At 40.1% G+C, this 21,617-nt stretch carries 21 protein-coding genes, 3 tRNA genes, 1 other RNA gene and 1 pseudogene; 4 read left to right on the forward strand and 22 right to left on the reverse strand.

Features of this window, described 5'->3' with window-relative positions:
• The 5 genes from tnpA to argF form a co-directional block, all read right to left on the reverse strand.
• Nucleotides 1-177 (reverse strand): IS200/IS605 family transposase (tnpA, locus tag ADH51_RS08165; RefSeq protein ID WP_048675224.1); only part of this gene is annotated, 177 nt, incomplete at its 3' end.
• Nucleotides 178-373: 196 nt separating this feature from the next.
• On the reverse strand, nucleotides 374-1,108 hold the full coding sequence (locus ADH51_RS08170; RefSeq protein WP_002886191.1) for an amino acid ABC transporter ATP-binding protein: 735 nt from the start codon (nucleotides 1,106-1,108) through the stop codon (nucleotides 374-376).
• Nucleotides 1,108-1,788 carry an amino acid ABC transporter permease gene (locus tag ADH51_RS08175; protein ID WP_002886081.1) on the reverse strand — a complete coding sequence of 227 codons (681 nt, stop codon included), beginning with the start codon at nucleotides 1,786-1,788 and terminating at the stop codon, nucleotides 1,108-1,110. Before ADH51_RS08175 ends, ADH51_RS08170 begins: the two co-directional genes overlap by 1 nt.
• A gap of 313 nt (nucleotides 1,789-2,101) precedes the next feature.
• A complete protein-coding gene (locus ADH51_RS08180; RefSeq protein ID WP_002885970.1) occupies nucleotides 2,102-2,332 on the reverse strand; it encodes a DUF1797 family protein in 231 nt (76 codons plus the stop codon).
• Nucleotides 2,333-2,400: 68 nt separating this feature from the next.
• The gene (gene argF / locus ADH51_RS08185; RefSeq protein WP_048675988.1) at nucleotides 2,401-3,381 is read right to left on the reverse strand and encodes an ornithine carbamoyltransferase; all 981 of its coding nucleotides are present in this window, start codon (nucleotides 3,379-3,381) and stop codon (nucleotides 2,401-2,403) included.
• A 242-nt stretch (nucleotides 3,382-3,623) separates the two neighbouring features.
• Here argF and ADH51_RS08190 point away from each other — a divergent pair, with 242 nt between their 5' ends.
• The 3 genes from ADH51_RS08190 (at nucleotide 3,624) to ADH51_RS08200 (ending at nucleotide 6,807) form a co-directional block, all read left to right on the forward strand.
• Complete coding sequence (locus ADH51_RS08190) at nucleotides 3,624-5,894, forward strand: ATP-dependent Clp protease ATP-binding subunit (protein ID WP_037620401.1); 2,271 nt, start codon at nucleotides 3,624-3,626, stop codon at nucleotides 5,892-5,894.
• A 142-nt stretch (nucleotides 5,895-6,036) separates the two neighbouring features.
• Complete coding sequence (locus ADH51_RS08195; RefSeq protein WP_002885978.1) at nucleotides 6,037-6,495, forward strand: NUDIX hydrolase; 459 nt, start codon at nucleotides 6,037-6,039, stop codon at nucleotides 6,493-6,495.
• A 9-nt stretch (nucleotides 6,496-6,504) separates the two neighbouring features.
• Nucleotides 6,505-6,807, forward strand: coding sequence for a DUF1827 family protein (locus ADH51_RS08200; RefSeq protein WP_002885967.1), 303 nt, complete (start codon nucleotides 6,505-6,507; stop codon nucleotides 6,805-6,807).
• Nucleotides 6,808-6,852: 45 nt separating this feature from the next.
• Here the strand turns inward: ADH51_RS08200 and ADH51_RS08205 are convergent, their stop codons facing one another.
• From ADH51_RS08205 to parE, 14 genes and pseudogenes are all read right to left on the reverse strand, one after another.
• A complete protein-coding gene (locus ADH51_RS08205; RefSeq protein ID WP_048675993.1) occupies nucleotides 6,853-7,815 on the reverse strand; it encodes a Gfo/Idh/MocA family protein in 963 nt (320 codons plus the stop codon).
• A 79-nt stretch (nucleotides 7,816-7,894) separates the two neighbouring features.
• Nucleotides 7,895-8,080 carry a hypothetical protein gene (locus ADH51_RS10230; protein WP_239682184.1) on the reverse strand — a complete coding sequence of 62 codons (186 nt, stop codon included), beginning with the start codon at nucleotides 8,078-8,080 and terminating at the stop codon, nucleotides 7,895-7,897.
• 33 nt (nucleotides 8,081-8,113) lie between these two features.
• Nucleotides 8,114-8,578 (reverse strand): TVP38/TMEM64 family protein, encoded by a 465-nt coding sequence (locus ADH51_RS08210; protein WP_239682185.1) that lies wholly within the window; start codon nucleotides 8,576-8,578, stop codon nucleotides 8,114-8,116.
• Between the two features lie 82 nt (nucleotides 8,579-8,660).
• The gene (locus ADH51_RS08215; RefSeq protein ID WP_048675996.1) at nucleotides 8,661-9,281 is read right to left on the reverse strand and encodes a DUF3862 domain-containing protein; all 621 of its coding nucleotides are present in this window, start codon (nucleotides 9,279-9,281) and stop codon (nucleotides 8,661-8,663) included.
• Between the two features lie 45 nt (nucleotides 9,282-9,326).
• Nucleotides 9,327-9,676: a transfer-messenger RNA gene (ssrA, locus tag ADH51_RS09705) on the reverse strand.
• Between the two features lie 252 nt (nucleotides 9,677-9,928).
• A tRNA-Arg gene (locus ADH51_RS08220) sits at nucleotides 9,929-10,000 on the reverse strand.
• 68 nt (nucleotides 10,001-10,068) lie between these two features.
• Nucleotides 10,069-11,271 carry a 30S ribosomal protein S1 gene (rpsA, locus tag ADH51_RS08225; RefSeq protein ID WP_003094841.1) on the reverse strand — a complete coding sequence of 401 codons (1,203 nt, stop codon included), beginning with the start codon at nucleotides 11,269-11,271 and terminating at the stop codon, nucleotides 10,069-10,071.
• 120 nt (nucleotides 11,272-11,391) lie between these two features.
• Nucleotides 11,392-11,463 (reverse strand) — tRNA-Gln (locus ADH51_RS08230).
• A gap of 68 nt (nucleotides 11,464-11,531) precedes the next feature.
• A tRNA-Tyr gene (locus ADH51_RS08235) sits at nucleotides 11,532-11,612 on the reverse strand.
• 60 nt (nucleotides 11,613-11,672) lie between these two features.
• Complete coding sequence (locus ADH51_RS08240) at nucleotides 11,673-11,903, reverse strand: DUF2969 domain-containing protein (protein WP_002886057.1); 231 nt, start codon at nucleotides 11,901-11,903, stop codon at nucleotides 11,673-11,675.
• Nucleotides 11,904-12,021: 118 nt separating this feature from the next.
• Nucleotides 12,022-13,053: pseudogene (locus tag ADH51_RS08245) on the reverse strand (branched-chain amino acid aminotransferase); the annotation flags it as partial.
• Nucleotides 13,054-13,209: 156 nt separating this feature from the next.
• Complete coding sequence (gene parC, locus ADH51_RS08250) at nucleotides 13,210-15,666, reverse strand: DNA topoisomerase IV subunit A (RefSeq protein WP_048676007.1); 2,457 nt, start codon at nucleotides 15,664-15,666, stop codon at nucleotides 13,210-13,212.
• Nucleotides 15,667-16,284: 618 nt separating this feature from the next.
• The gene (locus tag ADH51_RS08260) at nucleotides 16,285-16,833 is read right to left on the reverse strand and encodes a hypothetical protein (RefSeq protein WP_048676017.1); all 549 of its coding nucleotides are present in this window, start codon (nucleotides 16,831-16,833) and stop codon (nucleotides 16,285-16,287) included.
• Between the two features lie 155 nt (nucleotides 16,834-16,988).
• Nucleotides 16,989-18,938, reverse strand: coding sequence for a DNA topoisomerase IV subunit B (gene parE / locus ADH51_RS08265; RefSeq protein WP_048676020.1), 1,950 nt, complete (start codon nucleotides 18,936-18,938; stop codon nucleotides 16,989-16,991).
• Between the two features lie 137 nt (nucleotides 18,939-19,075).
• Between parE and plsY the strand changes: the two genes are divergently transcribed.
• Complete coding sequence (gene plsY, locus ADH51_RS08270) at nucleotides 19,076-19,717, forward strand: glycerol-3-phosphate 1-O-acyltransferase PlsY (protein ID WP_048676023.1); 642 nt, start codon at nucleotides 19,076-19,078, stop codon at nucleotides 19,715-19,717.
• 121 nt (nucleotides 19,718-19,838) lie between these two features.
• On the opposite strand, the gene ADH51_RS08275 is transcribed toward plsY, so the two are convergent.
• The 3 genes from ADH51_RS08275 to mmuM all read right to left on the reverse strand — a co-directional run bounded on the left by ADH51_RS08275 (nucleotide 19,839) and on the right by mmuM (nucleotide 21,608).
• Nucleotides 19,839-20,216 carry a helix-hairpin-helix domain-containing protein gene (locus tag ADH51_RS08275; protein ID WP_002885939.1) on the reverse strand — a complete coding sequence of 126 codons (378 nt, stop codon included), beginning with the start codon at nucleotides 20,214-20,216 and terminating at the stop codon, nucleotides 19,839-19,841.
• 74 nt (nucleotides 20,217-20,290) lie between these two features.
• Nucleotides 20,291-20,545, reverse strand: a complete 255-nt coding sequence (locus ADH51_RS08280; RefSeq protein WP_002886199.1) for a DUF1912 family protein — start codon at nucleotides 20,543-20,545, stop codon at nucleotides 20,291-20,293.
• Nucleotides 20,546-20,657: 112 nt separating this feature from the next.
• Complete coding sequence (gene mmuM, locus ADH51_RS08285) at nucleotides 20,658-21,608, reverse strand: homocysteine S-methyltransferase (protein ID WP_048676026.1); 951 nt, start codon at nucleotides 21,606-21,608, stop codon at nucleotides 20,658-20,660.
• Between the last annotated feature and the right edge of the window lie 9 nt (nucleotides 21,609-21,617).

Below are 21,617 nucleotides of genomic sequence, written 5' to 3' on the forward strand. Positions count from 1 at the left end.
GCAAGCTTCTGCTTCATGAATTTCTACGCCTTTTCTTTCACATAATAACCGTAAGATTTGACCAATACTTGCTTTGTATTTCCCATAGATTATCTGACGTCTATATTTTGGGGCGAAAACAATATGATACTTACAATTCCATGTAGTATGTGCTAAACTATTATTATCCTGTCTCATCAGGGGTCCTCCTTTTGTATATTAGTTAGTGGTCGGGAAACCTTATCTAATATAACACTTTAGGGGGACTTTTTTGATACATCGCTAAAAGCTTTTCGGAACCACTAGCACAGCTAGTGGTTTTCGTGAGACAACAAAGAAAAGGCCGGAAAAGTTCCAGCCTTCACAAACAATGTATACATACTTAATGAATATCTTACAAAACTTTACTCAAGAAATCCTTGGTACGATCTTCCTTAGTATTGTCGAAAATCTCTTGTGGTGTGCCTTCTTCGACAATGACACCGCCATCCATAAAAATAACACGATCAGCCACTTCATAAGCAAAGCCCATTTCGTGGGTAACGATTGCCATTGTCATCCCTGACTTAGCAAGGTCCTGCATAACTGCAAGAACTTCACCAACCATTTCTGGGTCAAGGGCTGATGTTGGTTCGTCAAACAAGAGAACATCTGGATCCATAGCCAAACCACGTGCGATAGCAATACGTTGTTGCTGACCACCTGATAGACTTGTTGGGTAGGCATCTGCCTTATCTTTCAAGCCAACCTTTTCTAAAAGTTCCATAGCCTTTGCTTCTGCATCAGCTTTAGAAACACCTTTAGTCTTAATTGGTGACAAGGTGATATTTTCTTTAACTGTCATATTAGGGAAGAGGTTAAACTGTTGGAAAACCATTCCCATCTTCTCACGCATTTTGAAAATGTCGTTATTTTTATCTGTAATATCCACACCTTCAAAGGAGATAACACCTTTTGTAGGTTTCTCAAGCAAGTTCATTGAGCGTAGGAAGGTTGATTTTCCTGATCCTGAAGGACCGATGATAACCACTACTTCACCTTTTTTAATATCTAGATCAATCCCTTTGAGAACTTCATTCTTACCAAAATACTTGTGAAGATTTTTAATCTCAATAATTGTTTCTGCCATTATTTACGTCCCTCCCCAAGTCGTTTTTCCATTTGTTTCAAGAGTGCCGTCATAGCTGTTGTCACAATCAAATAATAGAAGGCTGCGAACAAGAGCGGTGTCAAGGTCAAGTAGGTTGTTGTTGCAACAGTTTGTGCACCATTCCACAATTCCATAACCCCGATGGTTTGCAAGAGCGAACTATCCTTGATAATAGTAACAAACTCGTTACCCAAGGCAGGCAAGATATTTTTAATAGCTTGAGGCAAGACCACATAACGCATGGTATTCCATGGACGGATTCCAAGTGAGTAGGCAGCTTCAACCTGACCTTTAGGAATAGACTCGATACCTGCACGCACACTCTCAGAAATATAAGCACCACTGTTCAAAGAAAGGACGATAATACCTGGAACGATACGTGACAAATCAAGGTTTAAAATACCAAACTGAACAGTTGGGAGATTCATGTGGATAAGGTTAAAAGCAATCATAATCTGCACAACCATAGGAGTCCCACGGAAAACCCAAACATAAAGGCTTACCAACCACTCCAAAGGTTTGATTCCAGAACGCTTGGCCAAGGATACCAAAACCCCAAGGATGGTTCCGAAGAAGACCACGCAGACCGAAATCATAATTGTTACTAAGACACCATAGTTAAAGTAAGACCAAAACTGTGGTAGAAATGAAAAATTCATCTAGATACTCCTTACTAATATTCTTCAATATTATATCAGAAGACTGTATAATAATAAAGTATTTTCTTATAAATGCGATATTTCAGTATAAAAACTAAGTTATAGACCTAGCTATCAAAACTCTCAAGCAATACACCTCATGTATTTCCAAGACGACACCACGCCAAAAGCTTTGCCAATGAGTTGAAACACTGACTGTTTTGACAAGCCATACAAGCATCACCCCATGCTTTCATCCTGATAAAAATGCCTGAAACTCGATAGTTTCAGGCATTCTGATTTTTGGAACCTTGTAAAGTTCCAAAATAATTTATTAGTAAAGCAAATCGTAGATTTCCATTGCAATCAAGTCGATACTATCAAATGAATAAGATTCACGTGCTTCAACGTCACGCAATGTGAAAACTGGACCATTTTCAGGATCGTTGCTAAATGATACTTCGGCAACAACCACTCCTTCACGTTCAAAATTACGTTTCAAATTACCACCATCAGCCGCCATCATTTCAAGACGGTTAATGATTCTCACCAAATGTGATTCCATGTTATTTCTCCTATTAATTGTGTATTTCTTACTTATTTTATCACACTTATGGGAAAAATGGGGGAATTTTAAATATTTTTCAAGGAATTGTACATAATGGCCTTGATAGAATGCATACGATTCTCAGCTTCTTGGAAGATGATATCACTGTATTTTTGGAAGACTTGATCGGTGATTTCTAACTCTGCCAAACCATATTTGTCATAGATTTCTTGCCCAATTTGGGTATTGAGATCATGAAAAGCTGGGAGACAGTGCATAACGATGACATCTGGATTTTCCGTCTTGGCAAGTAGGTTTGCATTAATTTGATAAGGCAGGAGTAAATCAATACGAGATTTAAAGTCTACTTCTTCACCCATTGACACCCAGACATCCGTATAAAGCATATCCACTCCCTTGACCTCTGAAATATCATCTGTAATGGTTAAATCGGCACCATTATTATGTTTCTGAGCTAGGGCTACAATCTCATCTTCGGGTTGCAGCACCTCTGGGGCAATAATCTTGACATTAACGCCTAAAATAGCCGAAGTGACTAAAAGTGAGTTGGCCATATTATTTCTACCATCTCCAATATAGGCGATGGTCAAACCTTCCAAACTACCAAAACGCTCCTTCAAAGTCATGAAATCCGCAATCATTTGCGTTGGATGCCAGGTATCCGTCAAACCATTCCAGACCGGAACTCCTGAGTACTTAGCCAAGTCTTCGACATCTTCTTGCTTAAAACCACGGTATTCGATTCCATCAAACATAGAACCAAGCACCTTGGCTGTATCAACTACAGATTCCTTTTTACCTAACTGAATGTCTCCAGCACCAAGGTAGGTCACATTCATACCTAGATCCTGACCAGCCACTGTAAAAGCTGAGCGAGTTCTTGTAGATGTTTTTTCAAAAATCAGGGCAATATTTAAGCCATCTAAATATTTATGCGGAATTCTTTCCTTCTTTAGCTGTTTAAATTTTATAGATAAATCGATTAACTCCTCAAGTTCCTGCTTGGTAAAGTCGATTTCTTTCAAAAATGATTTAGCTTGTGTCATAGGTATCTCTCTTTCGTTCTGAATAATATAAAAACATTATATAATATTTATACATTTTAGACAAGAGTTTTTGAATTAAAATTCAATGTTAGCACTCTTGTTAAGAGAGTGCCAAACCTAGATGCTTTTTACTTGCAATCTACCTTCCGCATGCTATAATGGAGTCATAGATTTGACCTTTTTTGACCAAGATTGTTTTCAATAAAGGTCTTTCCCAATTCAGATAGAAAAGAGGTACTGATATGCTCTGTCAAAACTGTAACCTTAATGAAGCTAGTATTCATTTGTATACCAATGTAAACGGTAATCAGCAACAAGTTGACCTCTGTCAAAATTGTTATAAAATCATGAAATCTGACCCAGAGAACCCCCTCAATCAATTCAATCAAACAGGAGGTTCCAACTTCTTCGATGATTTCTTCAGCGACCTAAATAACTTCCGTTCTTCTAACGGCGATCTTCCCAATACACCTCCAACACAAGAAGGTGGTAACCGAGGAAACGGTGGCAATACACAAGGGCCAGGCCGTCCAGGAGGACCACGCCAACAAGCTCCTCAACAGCCACAAGGTCTTCTTGAAGAGTTCGGCATTAACATCACTGACATCGCTCGTCGTGGAGACATTGATCCTGTTATTGGTCGTGACGAGGAAATCATTCGTGTCATCGAAATTCTTAACCGCCGCACCAAGAACAACCCCGTCCTCATCGGTGAACCCGGTGTCGGTAAGACTGCTGTTGTTGAAGGCCTAGCTCAAAAAATCGTTGACGGTAGCGTGCCACAAAAACTCCAAGGCAAACAAGTCATCCGTCTTGATGTGGTCAGCCTGGTTCAAGGGACTGGTATTCGTGGCCAATTTGAAGAACGCATGCAAAAACTCATGGAAGAAATTCGTCAACGTCAGGATGTTATCCTATTTATTGATGAAATCCATGAAATCGTAGGAGCTGGTAATGCTGGTGATGGCAATATGGATGCTGGAAACATCCTAAAACCCGCTCTTGCTCGTGGGGAACTTCAACTGGTCGGAGCAACAACACTCAACGAATACCGCATCATCGAAAAAGATGCTGCCCTAGAGCGTCGTATGCAACCAGTTAAGGTTGACGAACCAACGGTTGAGGAAACCATCACTATTTTGCGTGGTATCCAACCTAAATATCAAGACTACCACCATGTCAAATACACAGACGAAGCTATTACTGCAGCTGCAGAATTGTCCAACCGCTACATTCAAGACCGCTTCTTGCCAGACAAGGCCATCGACCTTCTCGATGAAGCAGGTTCTAAGATGAACTTGACCCTCAATTTTGTTGATCCTAAAGATATCGACAAACGTTTGATTGAAGCTGAGAACCTAAAAGCTCAAGCTACTCGTGACGAAGACTTTGAAAAGGCTGCCTATTTCCGTGATCAAATTGCTAAATACAAGGAAATGCAAAAACAAACCATCAAAGACCAAGATATGCCTGTCATCACCGAAAAACATATCGAAGCTATTGTGGAACAAAAAACCAATATTCCTGTCGGTGATTTGAAAGAAAAAGAACAATCACAACTTCTTAGTCTTGCTGATGACCTCAAATCACATGTTATTGGACAAGATGCCGCAGTTGATAAAATCGCAAAAGCTATCCGTCGTAATCGTGTCGGATTAGGTGCTCCAAATCGCCCAATTGGTAGCTTCCTCTTTGTAGGTCCTACAGGAGTCGGTAAAACTGAACTCTCTAAACAATTGGCTATTGAACTCTTTGGTTCAGCTGACAGTATGATCCGTTTCGACATGTCAGAATACATGGAAAAACACGCCGTTGCCAAATTAGTCGGTGCCCCTCCAGGATATGTCGGTTACGACGAAGCTGGTCAGTTAACTGAAAAAGTCCGCCGTAATCCTTATTCACTCATTCTTCTAGATGAGGTTGAAAAAGCTCACCCAGACGTTCTTCACATGTTCCTCCAAGTTCTTGACGACGGTCGCTTGACTGATGGTCAAGGGCGAACTGTAAGTTTCAAGGATACCATCATCATCATGACTTCAAATGCTGGTACAGGTAAAGTAGAAGCTAGCGTTGGCTTTGGAGCTGCCCGTGAAAATCGTACCAATTCTGTGCTTAACCAGCTTGGAGATTTCTTCAGCCCTGAATTCATGAACCGATTTGATGGTATTATCGAATTCTCTGCCCTTAGCAAAGAAAATCTCCTTACTATCGTTGACCTCATGCTTGATAATGTCAACCAACGCTTGGCTAATAACGGTATCCACCTCAGTGTAACTGAGAAAGTTAAGGAAAAATTGGTTGACCTTGGTTACGATCCTAAGATGGGTGCTCGACCACTACGTCGTACCATCCAAGATCATATTGAAGACGCTATTACTGACTTCTACCTTGAAAATCCAAACGAAAAAGATCTCAAGGCAGTCATGACTTCAAAAGGCCACATCACCATTAAGTCTGCTAAAAAAGCCGAAAAAACTGCTCAGAAAGCTGAGACAGCAAAAGAAACTGATTAAATAAAGAAACCAAGTCGCAATGACTTGGTTTCTTTATCTTTTCATTTCCTATTTTCAAATTTATCCCTAATTCTGCCTAAATCAATAGGAAAATGAGCAAAATTTTAGTATAATATAGGCAAATAAACGTAAGGAGCAACTCATGAATCCAACATTTGGTGACAAGGTTGAGGGAGCTCATTATCAAACACGTTACGGTGTTTATGCTGTGATTCCTAACCAAGAAAAGACAAAGATTATTTTAGTCCAGGCTCCTAACGGGGCTTGGTTTCTCCCAGGTGGAGAGATTGAAGCAGGCGAGGATCACTATAGCGCATTAGAACGCGAGTTAATTGAAGAACTTGGGTTTACAGCCACTTTAGGCCAGTACTATGGCCAGGCCGATGAATACTTCTATTCAAGCCACCGTGACACTTACTATTACAATCCAGCCTATATTTATGAAGTTGTAGATTTTTCAAAAATTGGCAAACCTCTCGAAGATTTCAATAACCTGGCCTGGTTTCCAATTGATGAAGCCATCGCTAAACTTAAACGTGGCAGTCATAAATGGGGAATCGAACAATGGAAAGAAACTAACACAACAACTGGCAAATCCTAGGAGGAAACTATGAAACTCATTAATACGACCCGTACACACCAAGAACTCGTTCAAAACCAACTAGACAATACAGATGCCTTTCTCGTAGAGACCTACTCTGCTGGAAATACTGATGTTGTCTTTACACAAGCACCTAAGCATTATGAACTCTTGATTTCAAATAAACACCGTGCTGTTAAAGACAATGAATTAGAAGTTATCCGTGAATTCTTCCTCAAACGAAAAATCGACAAGGATATCGTTTTGATGGACAAACTCAGAACAGTACACACTGACAAATTGATTGAGATCTCATTCCCAACAACTGTATAAGACAAAACAAGCAATGGCTAATACCACTGCTTGTTTTTTTGTATGTTACAAAGCTTTCGAAGCTTGATCCAGAACTTCCATAACCTGACGACTATGTTCCAACTGCTTGGCAACACTGTCAAAATCCTTGGTAGCCACCATCTTTTCAAAAGCCACAAATTCATCATACATACGATGTTGTGGACTATTAAGATTAGCCGTTCTCTCTTTCTGACCATTGAGAGTGACTCCAATCTCAGGAAGAGTATTGGTTGCACCAAAAATGGTAATAGCTCCCTTATCCCCTTGAATAGTTGAACGAATCTCTGCACTACAGTCTTTAGCTCCAATGGCAACAGCCTTAAAGTTACCATAGTCCAAAACTAGAATTCCTGACGTATCTACTCCTCGCTCCACATTAGGTAGATATTCCACACGATTAGGCTTTCCAAAAAGGCCAACCAGGAGATGGATATTATAGACATTCAAATCTCTAAGTGCTCCCCCACCCATTTCAGGGTTGAAGGCAGGAGCAATCTCTCCTCGCTTAAAGGCATCATAACGTGACGAATATTGTGAATAATTGATATTCACAATCTTAACATCCCCAATATCAGACAAGGCTTCCTTGATCGCTGTAAAATTAGCCAAATATTGATTGGTAATAGCCTCCATCAAGAGAAGCTCTTTTTCTTGAGCAAGCTTAGCTAGCTCTTCAAACTCTTCCAAATGTAAGGTGAAGGGTTTCTCACAGATAACATGCTTGCCAGCCAAAAGCGCTTTCTTAGCATAGTCATAGTGGGTATGGTTGGGCGTTCCCACATAAATCGTATCAACTTCTGGATTGGACAAAATTGCCTCATAATCACTAGTCGCCTGAGACAAACCATATTGCTTAGCTAGGGCTTCAGCCTTATCAAGTGAGCGTGGTGTCGACAAGATAGCTTCAAGCTCAATGCCCTCAATAGTTGTTAACACAGGAAGAACTTCTGTCACAATCATCCCTGTACCCAATAGTGCAAGTTTCATCAACTTACCTCCTTAATTTCTAATCTCTCTTTGAAACGGACTAACACTAAGGACAAACGCATGTGTGTTAAATTCTTCTTTAGTTACTTGAATGAAGCTCATTTTTTTCCTTCCTAAAATGGATAAAGTAAATGACGAGTGAGATAAAAAGCAAGATGGCAAGTACTGCCACTAATGGCATTCGGATTGGACGGACATTAAGCAACAAATCTCCACTAACTGCATAAACAATCGAGACTGGCGTCACTCCAATAAGGGTTGCCAAAATCCTCGTCCTTGTGGGTAAATTCATCTGAACTCAAGCATAATTGACCAGAGCTGATGGTATAAAAGGAATAGAGAAGGCTAAAGAAATCCCAATAAAACGATGCTTAAAGTTTTCAATATAGTTTAGGAGTTTCTCCATACGTTTGGACTTCTCTGGCTTTTCAAGTCTTCTCAGAATTTCAAAACTAGTCAAATTTCCAAAAGTATTACCAATAATATTCATCGGAATCGCAAGCAAAGGGCCATAGAGTAGCCCAACAAAAATACAAAAAATAGAACTTGAAACTCCAGGAATAGCTGATGACAGAATCATAAGACTAATAAGAATAAGTGCATTTTGGAAATTAGCCTGCTTAAAAACTTCTCTTAAAAAGGCTTGATCATGCTTAGCGTTGATCCATTCCTTGATTAAGGGGATGAAGTTATTTAAAAGAGGCCATAAGAACACCAGTATTAAACCTGCTATCCCTATAAAAAATAGTCTTTTTTTGGTCATTACATCTCCACAATTTTAATCACTCCTTTTATTATAACAAAAAAATGCCTTCATTGATTTAGAAAGGCATTTTTTACTGTGATTACTTGTTAATCAAATTTGCTTGTGACTTGTTTTCCAAGGCACCATTTTTAAAGTTAAGGGTAAGGCTACCTGTTTCACCCTTCTTAGCGACAAGGTTTGATGACCAAAGAGCCTGTGTCATTGTTGCATCTGAAGAGACAGCGATTGAATAAACATCCGGTGTGCCAAGCGTTTTGACAGCATCATCATAGCTAGTTCCATTTTTGAGGTTTTCATACATCTTCAGTGTGATTTTGGGATCACGGACGTAAGAAAAGTTTGAAATTGACTTAACGACAGTGCTATTGTTAAAGAGTTTCGCTGTAACCACAACATTGTCATACTGCCAATTATAAACATCAAGCTTAGCATCTCCTGCTTGCTCCTGACCAGTTGATGAGGGTTCACCAAACCAGCCCTTCAAGCTATCAAGATTTGAGCCTCCTGAGAATTCTTGAGAAGCATTTGCCATGGTGATTTTATCAAAGTTCTGGCGAACATTCCCGTGCTTAACAGTTAAAATCTTTGAAGCCTCATTATCCAGAGATCCCTTCGACTCAGTTTTAGACGAAGATTTTCCACAAGCAGCTAGAGTAAAAAGTGAGAGACCTAAAACGGTCAAAGACAAAAGTTTTTTCATAATAAATTCCTATATACACAAATAAAAGGCTGACGCCTCAAGTATTTATGGAGCCGGTGGGAGTCGAACCCACGTCCAAACACCTGCCAACATATTCGTCTACAACCATAGGTTATGTCTTTCATTTAACAGATAGACGACACATAACTCAAGCCTTCTATCTGCGAGCCTATAAATCTCTTTTCAACCAGCTAGGCAATGGTCAAACGTAGCTTATAAATCAATAAAACCTCTAAACAAACATAAGCTATCTGCTAGAAGTCACGCGAGCAGGTGTTTAGGCTGCTACAGCGTAAGAATTAGTATTTTTTGCAGTTATATTTAACTGAGCGTTTACGTCGCCACACGAGTCGCAGAATATGCCTCATAATGCCTGTCGAATCCGTAACGACCCCAATATGAGATACTGAGTATTATATCAAATTCTTTAATAAATTGCAAAAGATTAGCCAAACTGTCTCCCCCAATAAATCCACTATAGAGACGCTAATACAGTAGTCAACTTTGATTTTAGGATAAGCTAGTAGCCATTCATCTGTATGTTTGCCTTTTTCCTTTCAACACTAAAAGATTTTACATAATAATTTCACTAAAACTTAGCAACTAAAAAAACGTTGAGCGAACAAATCTTTCAACGTTTTCCTTTTTGCACCCTAAGGGAATCGAACCCCTATCTCAAGAACCGGAATCTTACGTGATATCCATTACACTAAGGGTGCTAACAGTATACTATTATAGCATACTCTAAAATAGAAAAAAAGACATGTTTCCATGCCTCTTTTTTATCTTACAATTCGATATCTCCGAAAAGATCCGCCATTGAGAATCCAGATTGAGTTTCTGGAAGTTCGTAGTCACGTTTTTCTTGACGTTTTGGACGACGTGGACGTGATTGACGTTTTTCGTTGTTTTCGCCTTCAGCGTTAGCTGGACGTTCTTCAAGCGCTTTGATAGAAAGTGATACACGTTCTGCATCAGCGTTTACTTCAAGAACTTTAACAGTAACGTCTTGACCTACTGAAAGAACATCTTTTGGATTTTCAACACGTTTGTGTGAAATTTGAGAGATGTGAACAAGTCCATCGATACCTGGCAATACTTCAACGAAAGCACCGAAGTCAGTCAAGCGTTTAACTTTACCTTCGATAACATCACCAGCAGCAAGTTTTTGTTCAACGCCATCCCATGGTCCAGGTGTTGTTGCTTTAAGTGAAAGTGATACACGTCCTGCTTCTTCGTCGATAGCAAGAACTTTAACTTCAACTTCATCACCTACAGATACAACTGATTTAGGTGAAACGTTACGTTCGTGAGACAATTCAGTCACGTGAACAAGTCCGTCAACACCACCAAGGTCGATGAAAGCACCGAAGCTTGTCAAACGAGCAACTTTACCAGTTACGATTGAACCAACTTCAAGTTTAGAGAAGACTTCTTTACGAGCTTCTGCAGCTTCAGCTTCAACAACTTCACGACGTGAAAGGATGAAACGGTTTTCAGCTGGATCAACTTCTTTAATTTTAGCGTCAAATTCTTGACCTACAAATTGTTCAGTGTTACGAACAAAACGAGTATCAATCATTGAAGCTGGAATAAATCCACGAAGACCTTCAAATTCAACTGAAAGTCCGCCTTTAACAGCGCGTGTTCCTTTAACAGTAACAACTTCTTCTTCACGACCAACAAGTTTATCCCAAGCTTTGCGAGCTTCCAAGCGTTTTTTAGATACAAGGTAAGTTACAGTATCAGTATCTTTACCAACAACTTGACGAAGAACAAGCACTTCAAGTGTTTCACCAACTTTAACAAGGTCTGCAACGTTTGCGTCACGGTCGTTTGTCAATTCACGACGTGTCAAAACACCTTCGATACCAGTTCCTTCGATAACAACATTTGCTTGATCATTATCTACTGAGATAACTTCAGCTGTTACAACGTCACCTGTGTTAACTTCGCTAACACTGTTTAGCAATTCTTCAAATTCGTTCATTCTAAAAAGATCCTCCAACAAGAGCCAGCCAATTCTGACCCTTGATAACAATATATTTTTAAAGGTACCCGCAAAGACAATGGTTAACATAGACGGTGCCAATGCACCCGATACCTTTTACTGGGGTAGCTGGATTCGAACCAACGCATGAGGGAGTCAAAGTCCCTTGCCTTACCGCTTGGCTATACCCCAATAGCAAAATGCTATAAAAAAACATCTAAGTACTTGATATCGACTATCCCGATTCAGTTTCTTAGACATGGAGAGAGAGGGATTCGAACCCCCGAACCCGAAGGAGCGGATTTACAGTCCGCCGCGTTTAGCCTCTTCGCTATCTCTCCTTAAGAACAAGAAATAGTATATCACAGTTTCTTGACCAAAGCAAGCCTTTACTTTGGATTTTAATGATTAAGATTGTATGATTCAATAATGGCAGCTACTGCATCATCCATTTTTTTGTGGAAACCTACAACATTTTCCTTGTCAACAACGGCAAACTTACCATCAATCTCCACAATTTGTCCGATGACTTTCTTACCAACAAGAAGTTCAAAACCTTCGATAGTTGCTTTGTTGACAACTACTTTAGCATCATTAATTTGGATTTCAATTTTTTTATCTTTTTTACTCATAGATTTATACCCGATACTTGGCTCGAGCCATCCTTTCTTAATGTATCTTCTTAATTCTACCGAAAAAGAAAAAAGCTTGCAAGAGCAAGCCTTAAAATAATCGTTTATCTATTAGGAATTAGTCAACTTTGACAATCCATCCTTCTGGTGCTTCAACATCACCAAATTGGATACCTGTCAACTCATCATAAAGTTTACGTGTTATAGGACCTACTTCTGTTTCTGAATAGAAGACATGGAAGTCATCACCATGTTGTACCCCACCAATTGGTGAGATAACGGCAGCTGTACCACAGGCACCTGCTTCAACAAATTTATCCAATTCAGAAATCTTAACATCACCTTGGATAGCTTTCATGCCAAAGCGATTTTCAGCCAAGTAAAGCAATGAGAACTTAGTGATAGATGGCAAGATAGATGGGCTGAGTGGGGTAACGAATTCGTTATCGGCTGTGATACCAAAGAAGTTTGCAGAACCCACTTCTTCAATCTTAGTGTGAGTTGCTGGATCAAGGTAGATCACATCAGAGAAGTTACGATCATGTGCAATCTTACCTGGCAACATACTTGCTGCGTAGTTACCACCAACCTTAGCAGCACCTGTACCATGTGGAGCAGCACGGTCATAATCATCTTGGATAAGGAAGTTTGTTGGAGCCAAACCACCTTTGAAGTAGTTACCTACTGGCATAGCAAAAATGGTAAAGATATACTCATCTGCTGGATGCACACCAATGATATCACCAACCCCAATCAACAATGGACGGAGATAAAGTGTTGCACCTGTACCATATGGTGGAACATATTCTTCATTTGCACGTACAACTTGTTTACATGCATCTACAAATTTGTCAACGGGAACTTGTGGCATCAAAAGACGATCCGCAGTACGTTGCAAACGTTTAGCATTTTCATCTGGACGGAACAATTGAATAGAGCCATCTTTAGTACGGTAAGCCTTGAGGCCTTCAAAAGCTTCTTGACCATAGTGAAGGGCTGGAGATGCTTCTGAAATATGCAAAGTCGCATCCTCAGTCAATTGCCCCTCATCCCATTTACCGTCTTTGTAATATGAGATATAACGGAATGGAAGTTTACTGTAATTAAATCCTAGATTTTCCCAGTCTAAATCAACTGTCATGTGTATATCCTCTTTTCTGTTACTATGTGCTTTCTAGTATAGTCCTTTTCATTGAAAATTTCAAGGTTATGTTGCAAAATTCTGACAATTCTTTTTAAAACACTTATTTTGCCTGTTAAAGAAAAAAACTCTGCCCTCTAGTAAGAGGACAAAGCTTTCTTATCTTTATTTTTCAACAATCTTGGCAGAAAAGACTTCTTTATCTGTTAATCTTTCAATGAAACTACCGTTGCTAGTACGGTCTGAAAGATTTAGAAGGGACAAGTCAACCTCTGCCGTTTCACCTGTTGTAGCTGTTACAAGCAAGGTCTGAGGAGTCTCCTCCACTGGTGTCGCTAGAAGATCTATTTCGCCACCAGCATTTTCCGTAAAGACTGGACCCGCAGTGAAGACACGGTGTGGTTTCGTCTTAAGCTCACGAAGAACTTGAAGACCTCTACCAGCTCGCTTAGCCTGCGGAATATCGGCTGTAGCTACACATTTGAGACTAGCTCTTTGTGTTAGAAGGTAGAAACTTTGAGTATTTGCCACAAAGACAGCCTGAACGGTATCATCATCCTTAAGATTGATTGCCTTAACACCTGCTGCCTTGGCACCAACTACTGGCACTTCGTCCGCATTAAAGCGAAGAGCATAACCCTTTTGAGTGATAATCATGATATCATCCAATTGAATCGGCGTAACCGTGACAATAAAATCACTATCATCCTTGAGTTTAGCGTATTTAACCGACTTAGACTTGTAGGTACGCCATGGCGTAAATTCCTTGCGTTCGAAACGTTTAATCTGACCCAGCTTGGTAGCGGCTAGGTAAGTACCCGTTTCAAAATCATCCAGGATTTCGGCGTAAATCACTTCTTCATCCTTAGATAAATTGGTGATAGTTTGTGATAAATGCTCTCCCAAATCCTTCCAACGAATATCTGGCAACTCATGAATTGGACGATAAATCACATTGGCCTGATTAGTGAAAATCAAGAGGTGTTGTGTCGTCTTAGCTTGCTGAACCAAAATCAAATCATCATCATCACGTTTTCCGACTTCGTCAATCGTTGAAGCATTGAAAGAACGTGGGCTTGTACGTTTGACATAACCACCACGAGTGATGCTGACATAGGTTTCTTCTTCAACAATCAAACTTGCAGTATCAATTTCAATGGTCTTGGTTTCTGCTTGCAACTCTGAACGACGGTCATTACCAAATTTCTTCTTAATGTCACGGAGTTCACGTTTCATGACATTAAACATGGTACGCTCATCACCAATGATAGCAGTCAAGGTCGCGATTTGTTCACGTAAATCAGCTTCCTCATTTTGGAGAGTGACAATATCCGTATTGGTCAAACGATAAAGTTGCAAGGTCACGATAGCTTCGGCTTGTTCTTCTGAAAAATCATAGCTGACCTTAAGATTTTCCTTAGCATCAGCCTTATTTTCAGAAGCTCGGATAAGAGCGATAACCTCATCCAAAATAGAGATAACTCGGATCAAACCTTCGACAATATGAAGACGTTTTTCAGCTTTTTCCTTGTCAAATTTTGAACGAGCAACGATAATATCACGACGGTGAGCAATGTAGCTAGACAAAATCTTTTGTAAGCCCACTTGACGTGGGGTGAAATTATCAATAGCCACCATGTTGAAATTATAGTTGACCTGAAGATCCGTATATTTCAAAAGGTAGTTCAGAATGGTTTGACTGTCAGCATCCTTCTTAAGTTCGATAGCAATACGTAAACCTGTACGGTCAGATTCGTCACGAACTTCTGCAATGCCTGGAACCTTGTTGTTGACTCGAACATCATCAATTTTTTTAACCAAGACAGCCTTATTGACATCGTAAGGAATCTCAGTAACGATGATTTGTTCCTTGCCACCTTTGAGTTGTTCAATTTCAGTACGCGAACGCACAACTACTCGGCCCTTACCAGTTTCGTAAGCCTTGCGAATCTCATCCTTGCCCTGAATGATAGCCCCTGTTGGGAAATCTGGACCAGGCAAGAATTCCATCAATTTATCCAGTTTAGCAGATGGGTGATCAATCATGTAGACAACGGCATCGATGACCTCTGACAGATTATGCGGTGGAATGTCTGTGGCATAACCAGCAGAAATCCCTGTAGCACCATTAACCAAGAGGTTTGGAAAGGCTGCAGGTAAAACGGTTGGTTCCTTCTCTGTATCATCAAAGTTCCAAGCCCAAGGAACGGTGTTTTTATCAATATCTTGAAGAAGGTAGCCAGCAATCTCTGACAAACGCGCCTCTGTATAACGCATAGCCGCTGGTGGATCACCATCCATAGAACCGTTGTTACCGTGCATTTCAACTAAGATTTCACGATTCTTCCAGTCCTGGGACATACGGACCATAGCATCATAAATGGAACTATCGCCATGTGGGTGAAAATTACCCATAATGTTACCCACCGACTTGGCAGATTTACGATAGCCCTTATCATGGGTATTGCCATCCTTATTCATGGAATAAAGAATACGACGTTGAACGGGTTTCAAACCGTCACGAATATCAGGAAGCGCACGCTCCTGAATAATGTATTTGGAGTAGCGTCCAAAACGCTCCCCCATGATGTCCTCAAGGGACATATTTTGAATATTAGACATAAGATTTCTCTTTATTTTTTAGTTTAAGTAATGATTTAAAATAATGTGAAAGACAAATAGTAACTTTCCTACCTCACTGCCACGCCTCACAATGTCTTTCCTTGATTTTGCAACTGTAGAAGAATGGTTTTAACCTTCCTAATTTCTATTTCACCAATCACAAATTGAACGACTGTACTTATCGCAATTAAAATGAAGAATACACAAGATAGTGTCATTGAAGTAGAAAGTTCACCAAAGAATAAGATAAAGTTTAAGAGTGTTAAACAAGTCATTATAGAGGCGTTGATTACGAGAACAATAGCTAGCGAGATACGAAATAATCTATAATGATAGATACTTTTTAAAAGAGATGTGATACTACAAGCAACACTTAAGGGAGTAAAAACATACACATTATAGAAGACAAATAACAAACCCGAGTAGGTTCTATCTGAGAATGGATTATCTATCAAAGATAGAAGGAAGGTTACCACTACTAGTATAGGCAGAAGTAAAAAACGTGTTTTTATTGGTCGCTTTTTATAAACACTTAAATAAGCTATTGCCGCTCCACAAACAGGAAGGACTATTTGAGGATAGTAAAGTATGAAACTTAATACCTTAGATAACATAGGTCTACCTCACATTGTCTTTTCCTGACTTAGCCATATAGTCTTTATTTTTTTCGTTTTCCTTTCTTCCTATTATAGTTTGAGCAATACCACTTGCCGCTAGGAGGAGAAAAATAAAGTACATGGATGAAGCAGGGAGAAATTCCAAAGCCCCTTGTAAGAAAAGTAGGTTGAGGAAAGCCAGTAATGTGGCGAAGAAACTATTAATCGCTAATAAGATTGAATAATTGGTTTGAAAGCGTGTTAAATGTAGAAGACTCTTTATAAAAGCTATTAATGAGAATGGTACATAAAACACTGAAAAGACCATCAGGTAGTAAAAGCCAAATAATAAGCCTGAGTATGGACTACCCAAATAATAATAGAGGGGGTTATCCAGCACGAAGATTATGAGGGAGACTATAGATAAGAGAAAGAGGATCAAAAAGCGTGTTTTTATAGGACGTATGCCATAAAAAATTAAGTATATAGCAGAAACAATAACCATAAGAATAATCGCAGGAACAGCTACATCTGCATGGTAAGCTAGGTAATCGATAACATTAAAATCCATTTTTCTACCTCCATTGATTTCTAGTCAATGACACTGCAAATAGTTAATAAACGATGTAGAAAATAATCAACTTGTTTCTTTATAATCCCAGGCATCTATTGATTGTAAACGCTCTCTCTAACTCTATCTTATTACATTCCCTTCTGGCCTGCAACTTAAAATGCGCCGCTTTCTTCCAAGGTAAATTTAACGTTATCTTCAATCCATTGACGGCGTGGTGCTGCCTTATCTCCCATAAGAACAGAGACACGACGTTCGGCACGCGCTAGATCGTCAATCGTCACTCGGATAAGGGTTCTTGTCTCTGGATCCATGGTTGTTTCCCAAAGCTGGTCAGCATTCATCTCACCAAGCCCCTTGTAACGTTGAAGAATAGCTCCACGACCAAATTTTTGGCGAAGCTCCTCAAGTTCCCCATCAGTCCAAGCATATTCGACAACTTCCTTCTTACCTTTCCCTTTAGACATCTTGTAAAGAGGAGGCAAAGCGATATAAACGTGTCCTGCTTCAACCAGTGGACGCATATAACGATAGAAGAAAGTCAGCAAGAGGGTCTGGATGTGAGCCCCATCGGTATCGGCATCGGTCATGATGATAATCTTATCGTAGTTGATATCGTCAAGGTTAAAATCAGCTCCAACACCTGCACCAATAGTGTAAATCATGGTATTGATTTCTTCATTTTTGAGAATGTCAGCCATTTTGGCTTTCTCAGTGTTTAGGACCTTACCTCGAAGAGGCAGGATAGCCTGGAATTTACGATCACGACCTTGTTTGGCGGAACCACCGGCAGAATCCCCTTCGACTAGATAAAGCTCATTTTTCTTAGCATTTTTAGACTGAGCTGGCGTTAATTTCCCTGACAAGAGCCCCTTGTCTTTTTTATTTTTCTTACCATTTCGACTCGCATCACGCGCTTTTCTAGCAGCTTCACGGGCGTCACGGGCCTTGATAGCCTTACGCACCAAGTTAGAAGCTAAGTCCCCATTTTCCATAAGGAAGTAAGTCAGATGCTCTGAAACAATACTATCAACAATAGGACGAGCTAAAGGAGATCCAAGTTTGTCCTTGGTTTGTCCTTCAAACTGAAGGTGTTCTTCAGGAACCAAAAGCGAGATAACTGCTGATAAACCTTCACGGTAATCTGACCCTTCAAGGTTCTTATCTTTTTCTTTGAGAAGCCCTGTCTTACGTGCATAATCATTAAGAGCCTTGGTAATGGCAGACTTAAATCCTGTTTCGTGAGTTCCTCCGTCCTTAGTACGGACATTATTGACAAAGGAAAGGATATTGTCAGAGTAACCGTCATTATACTGAAGGGCTAATTCCAAGTGAAATTCTTGTTGATCTCCATCAATATAGATGACTGGTGTCAACGTTTCCTTGTCCTCATTCAAATATGACACAAAGTCTTGAACTCCATTTTCATAGTGGAATTCTTCACGAACTTCTTCTTCGCCACGCAAGTCTGTCAATGTCATAGTGACATTCTTAAGAAGGAAGGCTGATTCTTTGAGACGCTCTGAGATGGTGTTAAATTTAAAGTCAGTTGTTGAAAAGATGCTCGCATCAGGCATAAAGGTAACTTTTGTACCTGTCTTAGACTTAGGCGCTTTACCAATCTTTTCAAGCCCTGTTACAGGGTGACCACCATTTTCAAAACGTTGGCGATAAACACTACCGTCACGGGTAATTTCTACCTCAAGCCAACTAGACAGCGCATTAACAACTGAGGAACCCACACCGTGAAGACCTCCAGAAGTCTTATAACCACCCTGTCCAAATTTACCACCAGCGTGGAGAACAGTGAAAATAACTTCAACTGTTGGTTTACCCATGGCATGCATACCTGTCGGCATCCCACGTCCAGAGTCAGAAACAGAAACGGAACCATCCTTATTTAGGGTAACAGCGATAACATCACCAAAACCAGAAAGAGCTTCATCGACCGCATTGTCGACAATCTCCCAAACGAGGTGGTGAAGTCCTGTTCCATCTGTTGAGCCAATGTACATTCCAGGGCGCTTGCGAACCGCATCCAACCCTTCTAGTACCTGAATGGCATCATCATTATAATTATTTACATTTATTTCATTTTTAGCCAAGAGTGACCTCCAAAATTTTCATCCTTATTATTTTATAAGTTTTCAGAAGAATTTGCAAAAGAAATCAAGAAAGTTCAAAAGATATCTTAAGGCTGACTGACTTTGTCAATTACTAGGCTGTATGCTATAATTATCTCATGAAAATCTTATTGTTAATCCTAATCGCCTACTTGCTAGGTTCCATTCAGACCGGCCTCTGGATTGGGAAACTATTCTTCCACACCAATCTTCGTGAGCATGGCTCTGGAAATACTGGAACAACCAATACCTTTCGTGTTCTAGGTAAGACTGCTGGTACCATCACCTTCTTGGTGGATATGTTCAAGGGTACCTTGGCTGTTCTTCTTCCTATCTGGCTTGGTGTTACAGAGGTTTCACCTTTAGTTATTGGTTTCTTTGCCATTATCGGACATGTTTTTCCAATCTTTGCTGGATTTAAAGGTGGGAAGGCCGTTGCGACAAGTGCTGGGGTGCTTCTTGGTTTTGCCCCACTCTACTGTGTCTTCTTACTCTTGGTCTTTGCCCTAACACTCTATCTAACCAGCATGATTTCATTTTCAAGTGTCACTGCTGCAGTTGTTGGACTTATTACCTTGGCTATTTTTCCAGCCATCCACTTCTTGCTAGATGGCTATGACCTTATTTTCACTGGGGTTCTTACCATCATGGCTTTGATTATTATCTTCCGCCACACTGAAAATATGGGGCGAATCCGCAGGCATCAAGAAAACTTGGTACCTTTTGGACTTAATTTAACCAAACAAAATCCAAAGAAATAAATAATCCAGACCTATCAACCACTAGTAAAAAGCTAGTGGTTTTCTTGTCCTCCTAATCAAACAATGCTTCCTAAGACAAAGAATAAAGATCCGAAGTCTACACCTCGGATCTTTATTAGGCTTAAGCTTTAAAGCTGACACCATTTTCTTTCAATTTTTTAACTGTCGCAGGTCCGACACCCTTGAGGGCAAGAACTTCTTCTTCAGTCACAGTAGCAAAAGCCTCTGCTGAAGTCAAACCTTCATTGTAAAGAGTCTCTACAAGGTTTGAACGAAGGCCTTCAACTTCTGGAAGTTCTGCAAAGGCTTCAAGACTAAGGTCTTTGGCTGCTACTTCTTCCTTAGCAACTGTCTTAGTTTCAGCAACAGGTTGTGGTGCTACTGGTGGCACTGGTGGAACAGGCGCAACTGGTGGAACAGGGGCTTTAACATTATTGAAAAGTCCTTGTTTTTTCAAACGGTGTTTAAAAGCTTTCTTTTTATTTTTTACTTTAGCCATGTTTAGTATTCTCCTATTTTAATCGGCGACACCTTTCCATAAAGTGCTATCGCCACTTTCTTTTTCATCCTCTATTAATAGTGACGTTCCCCGAACAAGCCATCCGGCATATCATGGAAACCTTTGCCAGCACGATAGTTGGCAAACTTGCCAATTAGGAAATTGTAAGCATCCAATTTGGCTTCATAACGGTAACTTGCATCACGTGCACGCTCATCGCCATCTTCTTCCCAGATTTTCTTGCTAGCGGCCAAGGCCGTTTCGTTTACTTTAACTTGGGTAACAACCCAGGCTTCGAAGTCTTTTAGAAATTCTTGTTCGTAGGTCATATTTTCCTCTTCATTTTAAAAACCAGCTTAACGCTGGCTTCATTTTCTACTAATAGTGTGTAGAGCTCATAGCCTTACAGTCTCCTATTATAACAAATAATTAGAAATTTGACTAGGTTCTAAACTCTGCATATAAGGCTTTAATATCATTTGGACGTGTGCGACAGCAACCACCTAAAATCTTCACCCCAAACTGAGCATGCCAATCCTTGCTGTGTTCAACTAAGGTCAGAGCATCCTTGTCCTTAGGTTTCCAAGTCTGCGTGCTACCATCATAAACCTCACCTGAGTTAGGGTAAGTAATGAGCGCTTTTCCAGCATTTTTAAGAATAGTAAGAGCCTGATTATACAGCAGAGGCGAACTACAGTTGATTCCTAGAGCCGAAATTTGGTCTGACTGGGAAACAAGCTGGCCAATCTCATCTAAAGAAGTACCATCACTGATAGTGCCTGGTTCTTGGACTGTAAAACTGATATAAGCTTCTGCTTCTGAAAATTCTTCAGCCAGAAGTTCAATCAAAGCTTGTGCTTCCAGATAATTAGGAATGGTTTCCAAAGCCAATAAATCGACACCATGATCTAGGAGAATTTGAATTCGAGGACGATGAAACTCCTTGAGAGCCTCTATGGTAATCTGACCATAATCACCAGTGTACTCAGAACCATTGGCCAAATAGGCTGCGTAAGGACCGACATCACCAGAGATCAATGGATAAGGACGATTAGCCTTCTCACTGTCATCCAAAGTTGCCCAGACCTTATCGCGTGCATTCTTTGCCAACTGAACTGTCGAAGCAATAATCTGCTCCGATTCTTCTTTAGTGAGTCCAGCATCTATCAAGCCTGGCAAGGTTGCCTGATAAGACGATGTGGTAATCAAGTCAGCTCCAGCGGCTACATAGGTTTCGTGGATTTTTTGAATAACTTCTGGCTTTTCAAGCAGGTACTTGGCTGACCAGAGTTTGCCAGAAATATCATAACCCAAGCTCTCCATCTCTGTTCCCAGAGCCCCATGAAGAATGAGGGGAGATTTATTCTCTAAATAGTCTTTAAATATTGCCATACAAGGCCT

Origin of the sequence: Streptococcus sp. 449_SSPC, from assembly GCF_001073005.1 — a bacterium.
GTDB lineage: Bacteria > Bacillota > Bacilli > Lactobacillales > Streptococcaceae > Streptococcus > Streptococcus salivarius_F.